An 18109-nucleotide genomic window follows, 5' to 3' on the forward strand; every position below is an offset into this window, starting at 1 on the left:
GAGCCCCGGAAGGCGAAGCGTGATTGGAGGATGAGGCAGCGGAAAAAATAAAAAAACCAACCCAGTGACAAGCACTAAGTTGGTTTTTGTGGCACGCCCGAAGTAGAGGAGAGAAAAAGGCTCCTGTGGAGCGTTTTTCCGACGACGTCCCTTCCCAAGAACGCGAGCCTCAAAAGGCGAAGCGTGATTGGAGGATGAGGCAGCGGAAAAAATAAAAAAACCAACCCAGTGACAAGCACTAAGTTGTTTTTTTGTGGCGCGCCCGAAGTAGAGGAGAGAAAAAGGCTCCTGTGGAGCGTTTTTCCGACGACGTCCCTTCCCAAGAACGCGAGCCTCAAAAGGCGAAGCGTGATTGGAGGATGAGGCAGCGGAAAAAATAAAAAAACCAACCCAGTGACAAGCACTAAGTTGTTTTTTTGTGGCGCGCCCGAAGTAGAGGAGAGAAAAAGGCTCCTGTGGAGCGTTTTTCCGACGACGTCCCTTCCCAAGAACGCGAGCCTCAAAAGGCGAAGCGTGATTGGAGGATGAGGCAGCGGAAAAAATAAAAAAACCAACCCAGTGACAAGCACTAAGTTGTTTTTTTGTGGCGCGCCCGAAGTAGAGGAGAGAAAAAGGCTCCTGTGGAGCGTTTTTCCGACGACGTCCCTTCCCAAGAACGCGAGCCTCAAAAGGCGAAGCGTGATTGGAGGATGAGGCAGCGGAAAAAATAAAAAAACCAACCCAGTGACAAGCACTAAGTTGTTTTTTTGTGGCGCGCCCGAAGTAGAGGAGAGAAAAAGGCTCCTGTGGAGCGTTTTTCCGACGACGTCCCTTCCCAAGAACGCGAGCCTCAAAAGGCGAAGCGTGATTGGAGGATGAGGCAGCGGAAAAAATAAAAAAACCAACCCAGTGACAAGCACTAAGTTGTTTTTTTGTGGCGCGCCCGAAGTAGAGGAGAGAAAAAGGCTCCTGTGGAGCGTTTTTCCGACGACGTCCCTTCCCAAGAACGCGAGCCTCAAAAGGCGAAGCGTGATTGGAGGATGAGGCAGCGGAAAAAATAAAAAAACCAACCCAGTGACAAGCACTAAGTTGTTTTTTTGTGGCGCGCCCGAAGTAGAGGAGAGAAAAAGGCTCCTGTGGAGCGTTTTTCCGACGACGTCCCTTCCCAAGAACGCGAGCCTCAAAAGGCGAAGCGTGATTGGAGGATGAGGCAGCGGAAAAAATAAAAAAACCAACCCAGTGACAAGCACTAAGTTGTTTTTTTGTGGCGCGCCCGAAGTAGAGGAGAGAAAAAGGCTCCTGTGGAGCGTTTTTCCGACGACGTCCCTTCCCAAGAACGCGAGCCTCAAAAGGCGAAGCGTGATTGGAGGATGAGGCAGCGGAAAAAATAAAAAAACCAACCCAGTGACAAGCACTAAGTTGTTTTTTTGTGGCGCGCCCGAAGTAGAGGAGAGAAAAAGGCTCCTGTGGAGCGTTTTTCCGACGACGTCCCTTCCCAAGAACGCGAGCCTCAAAAGGCGAAGCGTGATTGGAGGATGAGGCAGCGGAAAAAATAAAAAAACCAACCCAGTGACAAGCACTAAGTTGTTTTTTTGTGGCGCGCCCGAAGTAGAGGAGAGAAAAAGGCTCCTGTGGAGCGTTTTTCCGACGACGTCCCTTCCCAAGAACGCGAGCCTCAAAAGGCGAAGCGTGATTGGAGGATGAGGCAGCGGAAAAAATAAAAAAACCAACCCAGTGACAAGCACTAAGTTGTTTTTTTGTGGCGCGCCCGAAGTAGAGGAGAGAAAAAGGCTCCTGTGGAGCGTTTTTCCGACGACGTCCCTTCCCAAGAACGCGAGCCTCAAAAGGCGAAGCGTGATTGGAGGATGAGGCAGCGGAAAAAATAAAAAAACCAACCCAGTGACAAGCACTAAGTTGTTTTTTTGTGGCGCGCCCGAAGTAGAGGAGAGAAAAAGGCTCCTGTGGAGCGTTTTTCCGACGACGTCCCTTCCCAAGAACGCGAGCCTCAAAAGGCGAAGCGTGATTGGAGGATGAGGCAGCGGAAAAAATAAAAAAACCAACCCAGTGACAAGCACTAAGTTGTTTTTTTGTGGCGCGCCCGAAGTAGAGGAGAGAAAAAGGCTCCTGTGGAGCGTTTTTCCGACGACGTCCCTTCCCAAGAACGCGAGCCTCAAAAGGCGAAGCGTGATTGGAGGATGAGGCAGCGGAAAAAATAAAAAAACCAACCCAGTGACAAGCACTAAGTTGGTTTTTGTGGCGCGCCCGAAGTAGAGAAGAGAAAAAGGCTCCTGTGGAGCGTTTTTCCGACGACGTCCCTTCCCAAGAACGCGAGCCTCAAAAGGCGAAGCGTGATTGGAGGATGAGGCAGCGGAAAAAATAAAAAAACCAACCCAGTGACAAGCACTAAGTTGTTTTTTTGTGGCGCGCCCGAAGTAGAGGAGAGAAAAAGGCTCCTGTGGAGCGTTTTTCCGACGACGTCCCTTCCCAAGAACGCGAGCCTCAAAAGGCGAAGCGTGATTGGAGGATGAGGCAGCGGAAAAAATAAAAAAACCAACCCAGTGACAAGCACTAAGTTGTTTTTTTGTGGCGCGCCCGAAGTAGAGGAGAGAAAAAGGCTCCTGTGGAGCGTTTTTCCGACGACGTCCCTTCCCAAGAACGCGAGCCTCAAAAGGCGAAGCGTGATTGGAGGATGAGGCAGCGGAAAAAATAAAAAAACCAACCCAGTGACAAGCACTAAGTTGTTTTTTTGTGGCGCGCCCGAAGTAGAGGAGAGAAAAAGGCTCCTGTGGAGCGTTTTTCCGACGACGTCCCTTCCCAAGAACGCGAGCCTCAAAAGGCGAAGCGTGATTGGAGGATGAGGCAGCGGAAAAAATAAAAAAACCAACCCAGTGACAAGCACTAAGTTGTTTTTTTGTGGCGCGCCCGAAGTAGAGGAGAGAAAAAGGCTCCTGTGGAGCGTTTTTCCGACGACGTCCCTTCCCAAGAACGCGAGCCTCAAAAGGCGAAGCGTGATTGGAGGATGAGGCAGCGGAAAAAATAAAAAAACCAACCCAGTGACAAGCACTAAGTTGTTTTTTTGTGGCGCGCCCGAAGTAGAGGAGAGAAAAAGGCTCCTGTGGAGCGTTTTTCCGACGACGTCCCTTCCCAAGAACGCGAGCCTCAAAAGGCGAAGCGTGATTGGAGGATGAGGCAGCGGAAAAAATAAAAAAACCAACCCAGTGACAAGCACTAAGTTGTTTTTTTGTGGCGCGCCCGAAGTAGAGGAGAGAAAAAGGCTCCTGTGGAGCGTTTTTCCGACGACGTCCCTTCCCAAGAACGCGAGCCTCAAAAGGCGAAGCGTGATTGGAGGATGAGGCAGCGGAAAAAATAAAAAAACCAACCCAGTGACAAGCACTAAGTTGTTTTTTTGTGGCGCGCCCGAAGTAGAGGAGAGAAAAAGGCTCCTGTGGAGCGTTTTTCCGACGACGTCCCTTCCCAAGAACGCGAGCCTCAAAAGGCGAAGCGTGATTGGAGGATGAGGCAGCGGAAAAAATAAAAAAACCAACCCAGTGACAAGCACTAAGTTGTTTTTTTGTGGCGCGCCCGAAGTAGAGGAGAGAAAAAGGCTCCTGTGGAGCGTTTTTCCGACGACGTCCCTTCCCAAGAACGCGAGCCTCAAAAGGCGAAGCGTGATTGGAGGATGAGGCAGCGGAAAAAATAAAAAAACCAACCCAGTGACAAGCACTAAGTTGTTTTTTTGTGGCGCGCCCGAAGTAGAGGAGAGAAAAAGGCTCCTGTGGAGCGTTTTTCCGACGACGTCCCTTCCCAAGAACGCGAGCCTCAAAAGGCGAAGCGTGATTGGAGGATGAGGCAGCGGAAAAAATAAAAAAACCAACCCAGTGACAAGCACTAAGTTGTTTTTTTGTGGCGCGCCCGAAGTAGAGGAGAGAAAAAGGCTCCTGTGGAGCGTTTTTCCGACGACGTCCCTTCCCAAGAACGCGAGCCTCAAAAGGCGAAGCGTGATTGGAGGATGAGGCAGCGGAAAAAATAAAAAAACCAACCCAGTGACAAGCACTAAGTTGGTTTTTTATGGCGCGCCCGAAGTAGAGGAGAGAAAAAGGCTCCTGTGGAGCGTTTTTCCGACGACGTCCCATCCCAAGAACGTGAGCCCCGGAAGGCGAAGCATGATTGGAGGATGAGGTAGCGGAGAAAATAAAAAAACCAACTTAGCGACAAGCACTAAGTTGGTTTTTTATGGCGCGCCCGAAGTAGAGGAGAGAAAAAGGCTCCTGTGGAGCGTTTTTCCGACGACGTCCCTTCCCAAGAACGCGAGCCCCGGAAGGCGAAGCATGATTGGAGGATGAGGTAGCGGAGAAAATAAAAAAACCAACTTAGCGACAAGCACTAAGTTGGTTTTTTATGGCGCGCCCGAAGGGACTCGAACCCCTGACCTTCTGATTCGTAGTCAGACACTCTATCCAGCTGAGCTACGAGCGCATAAGCAGCTTACTTAAAGCTGCCATAGTATAATAGCATGTTTGTCCGAAAATTACAAGGGGTTTTTTAAAAATTCTTCCAATTATTTGTCGGTTGCTTAGAAAAATCTTTAATAGAGGGAAAATCGTCTTCCATCCGGCCACCCAAAAGAAAAATACCATTCTGTAAAGAAGTACAAAACGTAGGAAAACTTGATAGCAAAGCGCAGAGACCGCATTGTCCCTAAACCCTATATAGGAAAAGCAAAATGCGGCTTTCGGCCGGCCTATTGAAGATCCTTTGGACCGGGAGCTGGTTGAGCTGGCATTTCCTTTTCTGTTGGATAAGCCCATTTTAGAACGGTACATTCAAGAGGTGCAAGGGAAAGTGCGTTGCGGTCGTCTGGTAATTTACCAATCATTGGATCTGCCTCCTGCCATTCTGGGGGAAGATAGATACAGTGATCCTGTGCCCCAGCGTTGATGGCGACCAACAGGCGCTCTTTTCCGTCGTCACGCACATAAGCCATACAATGGTCCCCTGCCATCAGGGGATAAAGCGCGCCTTCTTTTAAACATGGACATGCGTTACGAAGTTTGGCGAGATGGCGGTACCATTCGATCAGTTCCTCGTCCTCCTTGCCCCAAGGATAGCAGCCTCGGTTAAAGGGATCGCGGTATCCTTCCAGACCAGCTTCATCCCCGTAGTAAATGCAGGGAATTCCCGGCAGCGTGTACTGCATCAATGCGGCTAAACGCAGTAGACGCAACCCCTTTCGCCTGCGTTCACGGGTGAGATGGGTGGTACTCTGCCAATGACGGCCGTGATTATGCATCGGTTCCCCGGCCAATACGGTGATTGCCCGTTCCGTATCGTGTGTACCGATGTGGTTCATCAACATGCGTAAAACCTGAGGAGGATAATTCTCCACGATATTCATAATGATTTCCATCATGTTGGAGGCGTCTGCCCCAGTCAGGAAACCCAGAATGGCATTGCGGAAGGGGTAATTCATCACGCTGTCGAGCTGATGCCCCTGGAAATATTTACGGCGCTGTCCATAGGCTTCCTTGTTGGAAGCATCTTCCCAGACTTCCCCCAAAACAACGGCGCCGGGTTTCTCTGCTTTCGCTGCTGCTCGCAGGTTTTCCAAAAATTCGTCCGGCAACTCATCGGCGACATCCAGACGCCATCCATCTGCACCAAGGGCCAACCATTTGCGGATGATTCCATGTTCCCCGTTGATATAGTCATTGTAGGAAGGGTCACACTCGTTGACGTCTGGCAAGGTATCAAAATTCCACCAGCAGTCGTAGTGATCGGGCCAGGGATGGAAATTGTACCAGGAAAAATAGGGGGATTGCTGCGAGTGGTAGGCGCCTTGAACCGAATAGCGTTTTTCACGGTTAAAGTAAATGCTGTCGCTGCCGGTATGGTTAAATACGCCGTCCAGAATGATATGCATCCCGTGTGCTTTCGCCGCCGTACACAAATGCTGGAAGTCGGCCTCTGTGCCAAGCAGGGGATCGACTTTGGAATAATCTGCGGTGTTATAACGGTGATTGGAATGCGCCTCAAAGATGGGATTGAGATAGATACAGGTCACGCCGAGCGATTTCAAATAGGGAAGTTTTTCTTCAATGCCTTTTAAGTCACCGCCAAAATAATCGGAATTGGTGATTTTTCCCTGTGCATCGGGCTGCCAGTCTGGCTGTTCACCCCATTGTTCATGTAACTTACGATCTTCGGGCACATTTGCCTTCGGCGTACCCGAATTATAAAAGCGGTCCGGAAAAATTTGGTACATAATTCCGCCGGACAACCACTTGGGGGTTTCAAATGCAGGGTCATAGACGGTAAGTTGCCACGGGCCATTGTGCGACTCAGTGGACCCTTCACCCCCAAATCCTTTTTTTAGTTCCAAGGTACCGCGCCATGTGTCGATGTAAAAGCGGTAGAAATACAGTCCAGGCGCCTTCGGCGTGAAGTGGCATTCCCACCATTCATGGGTTTCACCATCCATACCGCACCAGAACATGCCGAAATTTTCCGTTTGTCCCCAGTTGTCGTCCTGAACCACCAGACGCGCCGCAGAGCATTTTAAATCGCGCGGAACGTTGATGCGGAAATGAACCGGTGATTTTGCGGGCACTGCGCCCGTTGGGTTTCGGTAAGCTGGATTGCGTGAATTGAACATCGTGTTCTCCCCTTTTAAATGAACAATAGAATCGTTGTATTGATATCCTCTAGTACCATATCTTTCTCGGGACTTACCACATTTACCGTACAAAGCGGGCCCGCCATGGAACACGCCGTGTTCCATTACAAAAGCTGTGCACAGCTTTTGTGCCGAGCGCCGTGAGGCGCCCGGCGGCGGGCCCGGAATCCATTTTTGATCCGAGAATTGGTAGGAAAATGGAAGCGAACTCCCGATCGCTTTTAGCGCATTTTCTTGAAGATAGGCTTTTTGACCGCTGTTTTGACAGTCTTATCCACAGGTGGTGCCGGCGGGACAGGCGTTGCGTGCCAGATATTGTCGGCGTAGTCCCGGATGGAGCGGTCTGCCGCAAAACGGCCTGCTTTGGAAATATTGACCAGGCCCATCTGGTTCCAACGGCTCTGATCCTTAAAGAGCTCTACAGCGCGGTTCTGTGCCTGTGCGTAAGATTCAAAGTCCGCCAGGACCATGTACGGGTCTTGGTTCAGAAGAGAGTCCGTAATATCGTGGAACGACACGCCACAGAAGCCCTTGTTCATTTCATCGATAGCGTTACGAATCACCTGGTTGTTCTCATAGAAGACGCGCGGACGGTAACCGGAACGCTTCAGAGCCGCAACCTCGGGCGTAGTCATGCCGAACAGAATGATGTTCTCGTCGCCGACCGCCTCATGGATTTCCACATTTGCACCGTCGAGCGTACCCAAGGTAACAGCACCGTTAATCATGAACTTCATATTGCTGGTGCCCGAAGCCTCGGTGCCAGCCAGGGAAATCTGTTCGCTGATGTCTGCCGCCGGGGTGAGGAGTTCGGCCAGTGTAACGCGGTAATCTTCCACATAGACGACCTTGAGCTTCTGATTTACGCGGGGATCGTTGTTGATGGTTTCCGCCAAATCGACGATAAAGCGGATCATCTGCTTTGCAAAGTAGTACCCTGCCGCGGCCTTTGCACCAAAGATATATGTGTGCGGTGTAAAGTCGGCATTCGGGTTGTTGCGCAGCCACTGATACAGGGTCAGAATGTGCAGTGCGTTCAGGTGCTGGCGCTTGTATTCATGCATACGTTTGATCTGGATGTCGAAGATGGAATCCGGGTCGAGCGTGATGTTATTCGCTTTTTTGATATATTCAGCAAGACGAATCTTATTGTTGCGTTTTATTTTGCCAAGCTGTTCCAACACGGAGGCGTCATTTTTGAATTCGAGGAATTTTTCCAACTGAGCAGCATCGTGGATATAACCATCGCCGATTTTTTCTGTCAGCAAAGCAGCCAACTCCGGATTGGACTGGTTCAACCAGCGGCGGTGTGCAATGCCGTTGGTCACGTTCTGGAACTTCTCGGGCATTTCCGTGTAGAAATCGTTGAAAACAGTCTCCTTTAGAATGTCGCTGTGCAACGCAGACACACCATTGACGGAGTGGGCGCTGATGACCGCCAGGTTAGCCATTTTGACATAACCGTCATTCAACGGCGCCATACGGCCGACCTTATAACCATCTACATGACGCTGATGCATCTGCTCACAGAACCGGCGGTTGATCTCCTGGATAATCTGATAAATACGCGGCAGACGGAACTTGAAGAGCTCTTCGCTCCAACATTCAAGCGCCTCGGACATGACGGTGTGGTTGGTATAGGCGGTTGTGCGGGTAACAATATCCCACGCAGCTTCCCAAGTATAACCGCACTCGTCCAGCATCACACGCATCATCTCCGGGATGGCAAGCACCGGGTGGGTGTCGTTCAGATGAATTGCAACCGAATCCGGCAGATTGTCGAGCGTGCTATATTTGAACAGGTGACGGCGGATGATGTCTTGAATCGTCGCAGAGACCAGGAAATATTGCTGCGACAGACGCAGGCTCTTCCCCTCGAGATGGTTATCCTCCGGGTACAAGACCTTTGTGATGACCTCGGCCATGGCATTCTGCTCCATAGCGCGGAGGTAGTCGCCGCTGTTGAAGCGGGACATATCGAAGGCCTCGCCGCGGGCGGACCAAATGCGCAGGACGTTGATGCCTCTGCCGTCCATGCCAGATACATACATATCATACGGCACGGCCATCACTTTGTCGTAATCCTTATGGTTCACAATATGGTATTGGTTGTTCCAGTATTCTTCGATATGGCCGCCGAAGTGGACCTCGACGCGCTTTTCTGGAACTTCCTGCAACCAAACTTTGCCGCCCGGCAGCCAGAAGTCCGGCAGCTCGGTCTGCCAGCCATCGACCAATTTCTGGCGGAAGATGCCGTATTCGTAACAAAGGGAATAGCCCATTGCCGGATACCCTTGGGTGGACAAGCCGTCCAGGAAACATGCAGCCAAACGGCCCAACCCGCCGTTGCCAAGGCCTGCGTCCGGCTCTTTTTCATACAGGTTGTCGAGCTTCAGCCCCATTTCGGAAAGCGCCTTGCGGAAGTCCTCCTCGATTCCGAGGTTGAACAGATTGTTTTTCAGAGAACGTCCCATCAGGAATTCCATGCAGAGATAATAAACACGCTTGGTGTGTGTTTCCTCTGCGCGGGCCTTGAATTCCAGATAACCCTTTGCCATGAGGTCGCGCACGACGAGGACAACCGCCTTATAACATTGATCATCGGTTGCATTTTCCAGCGTCAGGCCAAAGTTATGCTGCAGCTTAGCTACAATTTGTTCTTTGATCGTATTGATCGGCAGCCGGTAGTTCATAAGAAATCCTCCAAATGTCCAAGAAGTATATATATGTGAGAGAACGACCTGTTGGTCATACATACTTATTATATACCAATTATTACTAATTTACAACAAAATCATTCGTTTATCCGCGGATTTCCTTTCCGGGGGAAATTCCGCATGGGGAAGCCAAAAAAGCCAAATTTACCACAGGAAGGGGCTCTGCGTGCCTTGCAAATGATTTTTGGATGAAATTTATGCACTTTTACTAAATTTCAACAATATGACTGTTTTGCAGAGCTTTCCCCTTTTTCAGAAAAGAAACGCTTCCTTATTTGACCAAAATAGACTATAATAATAGCTGCTATAGAGATTAAAAAGCCGGAACGGACGGTTTCCCGCGCCGTTTTCGGCTGGGAAATAGGGGGTATGTTTTCATGAGCAGGAACCGTATCCGGTTAAACATCTGCGGGGCGGAATTTGCCCTCACCTCAGACGACAGCGAATCGTATATCCATGCGATAGCAGAGGAGGTGGAGGCCGGAATCACCGAATTGGTGGAAAAGAATCCGCACATTTCGATCACAACAGCAGGGATTATTTCGGCGCTCAACTACTGCGACGCAAAGCATAAAGCGGAGGATGCAGCGGACAACCTGCGTTCTCAGATCAAGGATTACCTGGAGGATTCCTCTCACGCGCGTACAGAGGCAGAAGAGGCACGCCGGGAGGTGGAACGCCTGAAGAAAGAAATGCAGACCCTGCGGGCGCGCCTTTCTGAGCAAACCGAACAGATGGCGAAAGCTGCTCGCGAGCCACAAAAGGCCATCGATGTAGAACCGGCGGTACAACAAAAACCATCCAAGGCGGTTCCGCGGCAGCAGGGTTATGCCCGTACGGCGAGAGAACATATCCCAGGCGAGCGCGCCCAGACTGTGGTGGAGGACCCGGAAGGCTTTATGAGCTTCTTCGAGAAAAAAGATGATGAACGATAATCCGATGCCACCAAAGGTTCCCGAGGTTTTAGCGCCGGCAGGTGGCCCGGAAAGCCTCCAGGCTGCGGTACGCGCGGGGGCAGACGCCGTGTATTTGGGGGCGTCTGCATTCAGCGCCCGTGCCAATGCAAAGAATTTTGACGGGCAAGCGCTCAAAGAGGCCGTGTACTATTGTCATGCGCGCGGCGTAAAAGTATATCTTGCCTTGAACACGCTGTTACAGGAAAATGAGCTGTTGCCTGCGTTAGAGTTGTTGCAATACGCCTGTACCCTTCCGGTGGATGCGGTGCTGGTGCAGGATATGGGCCTTTTTCTCTTGGCGAAGAGATGCGCGCCGGGGATGCCCATCCATGCGTCCACGCAGATGTCGCTTCATACGCCGGCCGGCGTTCGTGCAGCATATGCGTCCGGAATGGCCCGCGTGGTGCTCTCCAGGGAAATGTCGCTTCGTGAAATCGCCGAGGTTCACACCGCCTGTCCGGTGGAATTGGAGGCGTTTGTTCACGGAGCCCTGTGTATGTCCGTTTCCGGACAGTGTTATTTCAGTTCCATGCTGGGCGCGCGCAGCGGCAACCGGGGATTGTGTGCTCAGCCGTGCCGTCTGCCGTTTTCCACGCCGGGTGGAACCGGCCATGACCTCAGCCTGAAGGATCTCTCGATGATTGAACGCATAGGAGAGCTGGCGCAGGCGGGGGTTGTCAGTGCCAAAATCGAAGGACGTATGAAACGTCCGGAATATGTGGCGGCGGCCGTGCGCGCATGCCGTCTTTCCGCCGATGGACATGCTCTTCCGCCAGATCTGATGCGCAATTTGGGCGCAGTGTTCTCCCGTTCCGGATTTACCACGGGGTACCTCGACGGACATCTGGGCCGGGAGATGTTTGGAACACGGACGAAAGAGGACGTGACCGGAGCGACGGAAGCGGTGTTTTCAGATCTGCGGAACCTGTACCGCCAAGAGATGCAGAGGGTACCGGTTGCCTTTTCACTGAAGGTCCATGCGGGGGAACCCGTGTGCCTCACGGCCCGAGACCACGATGGTCATGAAACCTTTGCGCAGGGACCTGTGCCAGAGCCTGCGCTGCGCCGGCCGGTGACCGCAGAGCGGTGTACGGACCAGCTGCAAAAAACGGGCGGTACGCCTTTTGGGGTGGAGAAGATTTCCTGCGACCTAGAGGACGGCCTGAGTATTCCGGTTTCGCTGCTGAACCGGTTGCGCCGGGAAGTATTGGAAAAGCTGGAATGGCTCCGCGCGGTGCGGGAACCCGTCGCATTTTCCATGAAACCATTCTCTCCCATGCCGCACCGGGTATACCTCCCCGGTGGAAAATTGCCATTGCGTGCACGTTTTTCAGGGATTGATCTTCCGGAGGCAGCAAAGGAATGCGAGCAGGTGTACCTTCCCTATACGGCCGCGCCGGAGAAACTGGCGGCATTGCGAAAAGAAGGGGTCCGCGTTGCTTTGGAGCTGCCGCGAGGGATGTTCGGTATGGAAGAAGCGGTCAGAACGCGGTTACAGGCGGCAAAAGAGGCCGGCATCACGCATGTGTGGGCGGGGAACCTGGGCGCTGCGGCGCTTGCAAAGGAGCTGGGGATGACCGTCCACGGCGGCTTTTCATTAAATGTGACGAATTCCGCAGCCCTGGAATGGTATTCTGATTTTGGTTTGACGGACACAGAGCTGAGCTTTGAATTGGCGTTGTCCGCAGCTGCTCAGCTGGGTGGGACGTTACCCCGCGGTTGGGTGCTCTACGGGCGATTGCCGCTGATGTTGACGAGGAACTGCCCTGCGGCCAATTCTGAGAAAGGATGCCTGCATTGTACAACGGCGCCGGAACTGACCGACCGCAAAGGGGTTCGCTTTCCGGTGCAATGTTACGGGGCGTGCAGCGAAGTGCTCAATTCCGTTCCGCTCTGGATGGCCGACCGCTTGAATGAGGTCAAGCATGTGGATTTCGGAGTCCTGCGGTTTACCACGGAGACAAAAGAAGAGCAGCAACGGGTGTTGGAAGCGTACCTACATGGAAAGGGAGTGTCTCCTCCATCCGGGACGTTTACCCGGGGGCTTTACTATAAAGGATGGGTGATGAGCTGATCGGAAAAGGGAACGTTTAAAAGCAGTGTGTGCGGGACCTTGTTATTTGGAAAAGCTGCCCGAATCATAAAAGGCTGGTGGTGGCTAGAACCTCGGCAGGTAGTTCTATTGGGATGAGTCCATGGAGAGGGAAGGATGTTCTTTGAAAAAGAAGACTTTTACGGTCTTTGCATGGATGGTGGCAATGGCTCTGATTGTCTCTGGCTGTTCGCTACTCAACCCTGGAGGGGCGGAAGCGATGGACTTTGATGCGGCGAAAAGAACTGGTGGTGGCTAGAACCCCGGCAGGTAGTTCTATTGGGATGAGTCCATGGAGAGGGAAGGATGTTCTTTGAAAAAGAAGACTTTTGCAGCCTTTGCATGGATGGTGGCAATGGCTCTGATCGTCTCCGGCTGTTCGCTGTTCAACCTTGGAGGGGCGGAAGCGATGGACTTTGATGCGGCGAAAAGAACTGGCGGTGGCTAGAACCCCGGCAGGTAGTTCTATTGGGATGAGTCCATGGAGAGGGAAGGATGTTCTTTGAAAAAGAAGACTTTTACGGTCTTTGCATGGATGGTGGCAATGGCTCTAATCGTCTCCGGCTGTTCGCTGTTCAACCTTGGAGAGGCGGAAGTGATGGACTTTGATGCGAAGATGGAGTTAAAGGCCCCGAACCCGGTGCCGGGCGAGACACCAAAGATTCTATTTGTCGGGAACAGTCATACGTTTACCAATGACTTGCCGGGAACCTTTTACGCATTGGCCGCGGAACTCGGCTATGAAGCGGACGTTTACGATCTAACCGAAGGGTATTATACGTTGGAAAACTTTGCCGATCCAGAGGATGAACTGGGTTCGGCGCTTGACTTGACGCTGTCCAGCGAACCGTGGGCTTTTGTTGTGCTGTAAGAGAATACCAGCAATGCGGTATCTCCCACCGCGGACGAAACGATGTTTCCCTATGCGCGTACATTGGAGGAAAAGGTCAAGCGTGCGGGGGGATAAACTGCTTTTTTGATGACCTGGAGCCCTAAAAACGGCGTGAAAAGCGATCTGTTGAAGCTGGACCGCAAGAGGTACCGTCCATGTTGGCGGAGAATTATATTTCAATTGCCGGGGAGTTGGACGACCTGTTAATCCCCGCGAGGGTGGCGTTCATGCGCTGTGCCGACCCGTATCCAGAGGTGGAACTGTGGGATGAGGATGGGCAGCATCCGTTGCCGGTGGGGACTTATCTTGCGGCATGTACTACGTTTGCAGTCTTTTTCCAGGAGTCGCCGGAAGGATGTCCCTATACGGCGGAACTGGATGCGGACACGGCGGCGAAGTTACAGGGGATTGCCGCCGATCTAGTGTTGGTATAATTCTTGGAATCGATTTTGTTATTATTGTGGAAGTGAAGGATGTTGTCTATGAAATCCTTAAAAATCAAACGTTTAAATGAAAATGCCATCCTGCCGGAGCGGGCAAGCGCTGGTGCGGCGGGGATGGATTTACATGCCTGCATCCCGTCTCCCGTGACGATTGCACCGCGTGAATTGGTGCGGATACCGACGGGGCTGGCGATTGCACTGCCCGACGAAAATACCGTTGCGTTGATCTTTGCGCGCAGCGGCCTGGGAATTAAACATGGGGTTTCCCTCTCCAATGCGGTGGGGGTGATCGACAGCGATTACCGAGGGGAAATCTGTGTCGGCCTGTGCAACGTAGGAGGGGAACCGTACACCATTGAGCCGAATGAACGGATCGCCCAAATGGTGTTGATGCCGGTCTTGCAGTTGCCTTTGGAGGAAACAGACGACCTGGGCGAGACGGAACGCGGGACAGGCGGTCTGGGTTCCACTGGCCGGTAAGGGGCGTTGCTATGAAAAAGACCTTGATTCGGAGCTTATTGCTCATTGTTTTGCTGCTTTTGGCTGTGGTGCTGGGCAGTGTCATCGGTTCAGCGGCCCAGGAGACTTCCTTCCTGTCCTGGTTGGGGATGAGCACTGGCTTTGGGCTGGAGCCTGTCACGTTGGATCTTGCTATTTTGCAGCTTACCTTTGGTCTGTCCATCCGGGTCAATGTGGCGCAGGCGATTCTGCTTTTGGCAGCCATCCTGGGGTATACAAGAATCCATGTAAAGGAGTAATTTGATGCTGTATCTTGCTTCCTCTTCTCCGCGCAGACAGGAGCTTTTGGCTCTGGCGGGGATTTCTTATACCGTTGCGCCGTCCGATGTGGATGAACATTTTGCGGATGGGACGCCGCCCAAAGAGGCCGTGTGCCTGTTAGCGCGGCGGAAAGCAGAGGCGTGTTTTGCACGTCATCCGGGCGCCGTTGTTCTGGGAGCGGACACGGTGGTCGCGCTGGAGGGGCAGATCCTCGGCAAGCCCAAGACCCCGGAGCACGCCGCGGATATGCTCCGGATGCTCTCCGGCAAAACGCATGAGGTATTCACCGGCTTTTGCATTTGCACCGATGACCGTTGTGACGTGGCGGCAGAGCGGACCGAGGTGACCTTCTATCCGCTCTCGGAGGGGGAAATTCAATCCTATGTCGCCACCGGGGAACCCATGGATAAGGCGGGCGCCTATGGCATTCAGGGAAGGGGCGCGCTGTTGGTCAAGGGAATTGACGGCGATTATTACAATGTGATGGGCCTTCCGATTGCCCGTGTAGCGCGAATTCTGCGGACATTTGCCGTTTAAAGTCGATTTTCTTCATGGCAAAATGTGGAATTTGCCAAAGTTTATTTGTTCACAATTTTTCTGTTGAGAATTGGCATACCAACGGGTATAATAAAGTTTATGTAAAATACCCGTGCCCTGTAGAAATGCGGAGCCGCCGGGTTTACTCATATACAAAGCCGTGCAGCGCGCCGCTTGATGAAAGCCCGGTTGTGGGCGTTGTTTGAAAGGGGAATGTTGGCCATGTTTTCGAAGGACATTGGAATTGATCTGGGTACAGCCAATACACTTGTATATATGAAGGGCAAGGGCATTGTCATGCGCGAACCCTCTGTTGTCGCGGTAGACGTCCGAACCGACACGGTGTTGGCGGTTGGCTCGCATGCGAAAGATATGATCGGCCGTACGCCCGGCTCCATTGTTGCCGTGCGTCCGCTAAAGGATGGTGTGATCGCTGATTTTGATATTACGGCGACCATGCTCAAGCATTTTATCAAAAAGGCGGTGAAGTCCACCGCTTTCAGCCGCCCACACATTGTGGTGTGTATCCCTTCCGGGGTTACGGAGGTCGAACGCCGCGCGGTTGAAGATGCGGCCCGGCAGGCGGGAGCCAGCCAGGTGGAGCTGATCGAAGAGCCCATGGCGGCGGCGATCGGGGCGGGCCTGCCGGTGGCGGACCCAACCGGCAGTATGGTCGTTGATATCGGCGGCGGTACGGCGGAGGTTGCCGTGATCTCCCTGGGCGACATTGTAACGTCCTGTTCCGTGCGCGTGGCAGGCGACAAATTTGACGAAGCGATCATCTCCTATGTCAAAAAGAAGTATAATCTCCTGATTGGAGAGCGTACTGCGGAGGAAATCAAGATTGCCATCGGTTCGGCTTTCCCAACCGGCAGTGAAGAGGACCGCGCGTCTGTCGAAATCAAGGGACGGAATCTGGTGGACGGTCTGCCGAAAAACGTGACGATCAGCGCAGAAGAGGTCCGTGAAGCGCTTTCCGATCCGCTCGCTGTCATTGTGGATGCGATCAAGAGCACTTTGGAAAAGACCCCGCCAGAGCTCTCGGCGGACATTATTGACCATGGAATCATGCTGACCGGCGGCGGCGCGCTGTTGCGCGGGTTGGATCAGCTGGTGGAGCAGGAGACAGGAATGCCTGTACATGTGGCGGACAGCCCGCTGGATTGCGTGGTGGATGGCACAGGCAAACGGTTGGAGGTTTCCATGCCTTCCTCCTATTATAAGGCGCGCAGATAATCGATGAGAAAACGGTGATGTCCATCGCGGAAGTTCCCAGTTGGGAGTGTATCCGCAGAAGAGAAGGTTTTATCCAGTCGCCGGGCGGCTGTAGCAGGGGAAACGGCCTGCTTTGGATGTGCCCCCGATGGGATTCTGAGAAAGGCCCCTGGAATTGTGAGGGACTTTCAATAAACGGAGAGGTTCCAAACAATGAATCACGGGCGTGCTTTGTGCGCCCGTGATTTTTGCAACGGCCCCTTTTCCCTCAAAAAGCAACGGGAGGTGTTTGCAAGATGAGAGACTTTATGCATGGAACAAGTGCGAAGGTCCTGCTGGCAGTGGTGTTTGTCATGCTGGCACTGATGCTCTATACAGCGGCCCAGGGCGGGTCGGTTGTGGCAAATGCATTGGGGTTGGTGGCAACACCGATGCAGCGCGTGAGTACCATTATCACAAACAACGCCGCTGTTGCAGCGGAGCCGCTTACTTACTCAAAGGAAGAGCTCCTGGAGGAAAACGCCGCGCTAAAAAAAGAAATTGAAGAGCTGCATGCAAAGTTGGTCAACTACGATCAATATCGTATGGAGAATGCGCAGCTGCGAAAGTACCTAGAATTGAAGGATGAAAACCGCGATTTTAAGCCCGTGCCGGCGGCCGTCATAGGGCGGGACCCGAATGTCCTGTACAAATTTACCATTGATAAGGGCACCAACGACGGGGTTTCGAAAAATGATCCTGTCATTACAGATGCGGGTGTCGTGGGTTTTATTTCTGCGGTAAATGCGAATTACAGCCAGGTGACGACTCTGCTCTCACCGGATACGAAAATTGCCGCGCTTGTGACGACAGAGGAAAAAACAGCGCCGGTCAAGGATTCCGTCGGGGCAGTTCCCTCCATCGACCAAGCGGAACCCACTCTGCGGCGCGACAGCGGCGTGGTGAGTACAGACATCAAATTGGCGGAGGATGGGCTCGTAAAGCTGGGGTTCTTGGCAGCGGACACCCCGGCCAAGGAAGGGGACATTGTGACCACCAGTGGATTGGGCGGTGTTTATCCGAGCGGTTTGGCCATTGGTGAAGTGGTTTCTGTGCAGAACGAGGAATATGATGTATCGCTTTATGCGGAGGTTAAGCCGTTTGTAGATGTCAACTCGGTGCGCGATGTGATGGTAATTACCGAATTTGAGGGGCAGGGACAGGCGCTGGATGATGCGTTCGGCACCAGCTCTGCGGCGGAGGAGCCGTGATGGACCGTTATAAAATCATTCGGTACTTTGCTTATACGATCGAGATTCTCATCTTGTACATGGTACAGGAGACCCCTGGTCTCTTGCCGGAAATTGGAGGCGCACGCCCGGTTCTGCTGATTCCAGCGGCGATTTCCATCGCCATGTTTGAAAGCGAGTTTGCGGGGATTGGCTTTGGGCTTCTCTGCGGGCTGTTTTTGGACATTGGAATGGGAGGTGTGCTCGGCTTCCACGGCCTGCTGCTGGCGGCCGCATGTTATGGAGTGGGGTTGCTCACGGCGGATCTGATTCAGACGAATTTTCTCACGTCCCTGCTGCTGGCAGCCGGAGCGATTGTTGGAATTTTATTTCTGCAATGGGTGTTTTTCTACCTGTTGTACGGTTATGACCATAGCGGCTATGCCCTGCTCACACGATATTTGCCGAGGATGGTATATTCCTTCTGTACCATGCCCCTTTGTTATGCATTCAACCGTGCTCTGGCGCAGCAGATTCGTTCAAAAGCCGAATAAACAACCAGGGTCCGGTTCCGCCGGAGAACGAAGGAACCGGACTTTTTTTGACGAATTCTTTTA

At 52.5% G+C, this 18109-nt stretch carries 16 protein-coding genes and 1 tRNA gene; 12 read left to right on the forward strand and 5 right to left on the reverse strand.

What is annotated here, in order from left to right; genetic code table 11:
• Positions 1-74: 74 nt before the first annotated feature.
• The 5 genes from B9Y59_RS15575 to B9Y59_RS00990 form a co-directional block, all read right to left on the reverse strand.
• Entirely contained in the window at positions 75-2138 is a 2064-nt protein-coding gene (locus B9Y59_RS15575) for a hypothetical protein (RefSeq protein ID WP_085531249.1), read from the reverse strand.
• An 80-nt stretch (positions 2139-2218) separates the two neighbouring features.
• Positions 2219-3952: a hypothetical protein gene (locus tag B9Y59_RS15580; protein ID WP_085531251.1), complete on the reverse strand. Its 1734-nt coding sequence runs from the start codon at positions 3950-3952 to the stop codon at positions 2219-2221.
• Between the two features lie 426 nt (positions 3953-4378).
• Positions 4379-4455, reverse strand: a tRNA-Arg gene (locus B9Y59_RS00980).
• A 265-nt stretch (positions 4456-4720) separates the two neighbouring features.
• On the reverse strand, positions 4721-6631 hold the full coding sequence (locus tag B9Y59_RS00985) for a glycoside hydrolase family 13 protein (RefSeq protein WP_085531253.1): 1911 nt from the start codon (positions 6629-6631) through the stop codon (positions 4721-4723).
• A 242-nt stretch (positions 6632-6873) separates the two neighbouring features.
• Positions 6874-9345: a glycogen/starch/alpha-glucan phosphorylase gene (locus tag B9Y59_RS00990; RefSeq protein ID WP_054324598.1), complete on the reverse strand. Its 2472-nt coding sequence runs from the start codon at positions 9343-9345 to the stop codon at positions 6874-6876.
• Between the two features lie 401 nt (positions 9346-9746).
• Between B9Y59_RS00990 and B9Y59_RS00995 the strand changes: the two genes are divergently transcribed.
• The 12 genes from B9Y59_RS00995 to mreD all read left to right on the forward strand — a co-directional run bounded on the left by B9Y59_RS00995 (position 9747) and on the right by mreD (position 18046).
• Positions 9747-10304, forward strand: a complete 558-nt coding sequence (locus B9Y59_RS00995; protein ID WP_054324599.1) for a cell division protein ZapA — start codon at positions 9747-9749, stop codon at positions 10302-10304.
• Positions 10291-12399: a peptidase U32 family protein gene (locus B9Y59_RS01000; protein WP_242967169.1), complete on the forward strand. Its 2109-nt coding sequence runs from the start codon at positions 10291-10293 to the stop codon at positions 12397-12399. Before B9Y59_RS00995 ends, B9Y59_RS01000 begins: the two co-directional genes overlap by 14 nt.
• A 142-nt stretch (positions 12400-12541) precedes the next feature.
• Positions 12542-12676: a hypothetical protein gene (locus B9Y59_RS16375; protein ID WP_256366510.1), complete on the forward strand. Its 135-nt coding sequence runs from the start codon at positions 12542-12544 to the stop codon at positions 12674-12676.
• Between the two features lie 54 nt (positions 12677-12730).
• Positions 12731-12865: a hypothetical protein gene (locus tag B9Y59_RS16380; protein ID WP_256366511.1), complete on the forward strand. Its 135-nt coding sequence runs from the start codon at positions 12731-12733 to the stop codon at positions 12863-12865.
• Positions 12866-12919: 54 nt separating this feature from the next.
• Positions 12920-13288, forward strand: coding sequence for a hypothetical protein (locus B9Y59_RS01005; protein WP_143255190.1), 369 nt, complete (start codon positions 12920-12922; stop codon positions 13286-13288).
• A gap of 176 nt (positions 13289-13464) precedes the next feature.
• Complete coding sequence (locus tag B9Y59_RS01010; protein ID WP_085531257.1) at positions 13465-13743, forward strand: hypothetical protein; 279 nt, start codon at positions 13465-13467, stop codon at positions 13741-13743.
• 48 nt (positions 13744-13791) lie between these two features.
• Positions 13792-14232: a dUTP diphosphatase gene (gene dut, locus B9Y59_RS01015; RefSeq protein ID WP_054324602.1), complete on the forward strand. Its 441-nt coding sequence runs from the start codon at positions 13792-13794 to the stop codon at positions 14230-14232.
• A gap of 11 nt (positions 14233-14243) precedes the next feature.
• The gene (locus B9Y59_RS01020; protein ID WP_085531259.1) at positions 14244-14510 is read left to right on the forward strand and encodes a DUF4321 domain-containing protein; all 267 of its coding nucleotides are present in this window, start codon (positions 14244-14246) and stop codon (positions 14508-14510) included.
• A 4-nt stretch (positions 14511-14514) separates the two neighbouring features.
• The gene (locus B9Y59_RS01025) at positions 14515-15069 is read left to right on the forward strand and encodes a Maf family protein (protein WP_054324604.1); all 555 of its coding nucleotides are present in this window, start codon (positions 14515-14517) and stop codon (positions 15067-15069) included.
• 222 nt (positions 15070-15291) lie between these two features.
• Positions 15292-16305 carry a rod shape-determining protein gene (locus B9Y59_RS01030; protein WP_054324605.1) on the forward strand — a complete coding sequence of 338 codons (1014 nt, stop codon included), beginning with the start codon at positions 15292-15294 and terminating at the stop codon, positions 16303-16305.
• 275 nt (positions 16306-16580) lie between these two features.
• Positions 16581-17534, forward strand: a complete 954-nt coding sequence (gene mreC, locus B9Y59_RS01035; protein ID WP_054324606.1) for a rod shape-determining protein MreC — start codon at positions 16581-16583, stop codon at positions 17532-17534.
• Positions 17534-18046, forward strand: a complete 513-nt coding sequence (gene mreD / locus B9Y59_RS01040; protein ID WP_242967170.1) for a rod shape-determining protein MreD — start codon at positions 17534-17536, stop codon at positions 18044-18046. The genes mreC and mreD overlap by 1 nt, the downstream gene beginning before the upstream one ends.
• Positions 18047-18109 lie beyond the last annotated feature (63 nt).

Origin of the sequence: Anaeromassilibacillus sp. Marseille-P3371 (assembly GCF_900169665.1) — a bacterium.
Classification (GTDB): Bacteria; Bacillota; Clostridia; order Oscillospirales; family Acutalibacteraceae; genus Anaeromassilibacillus.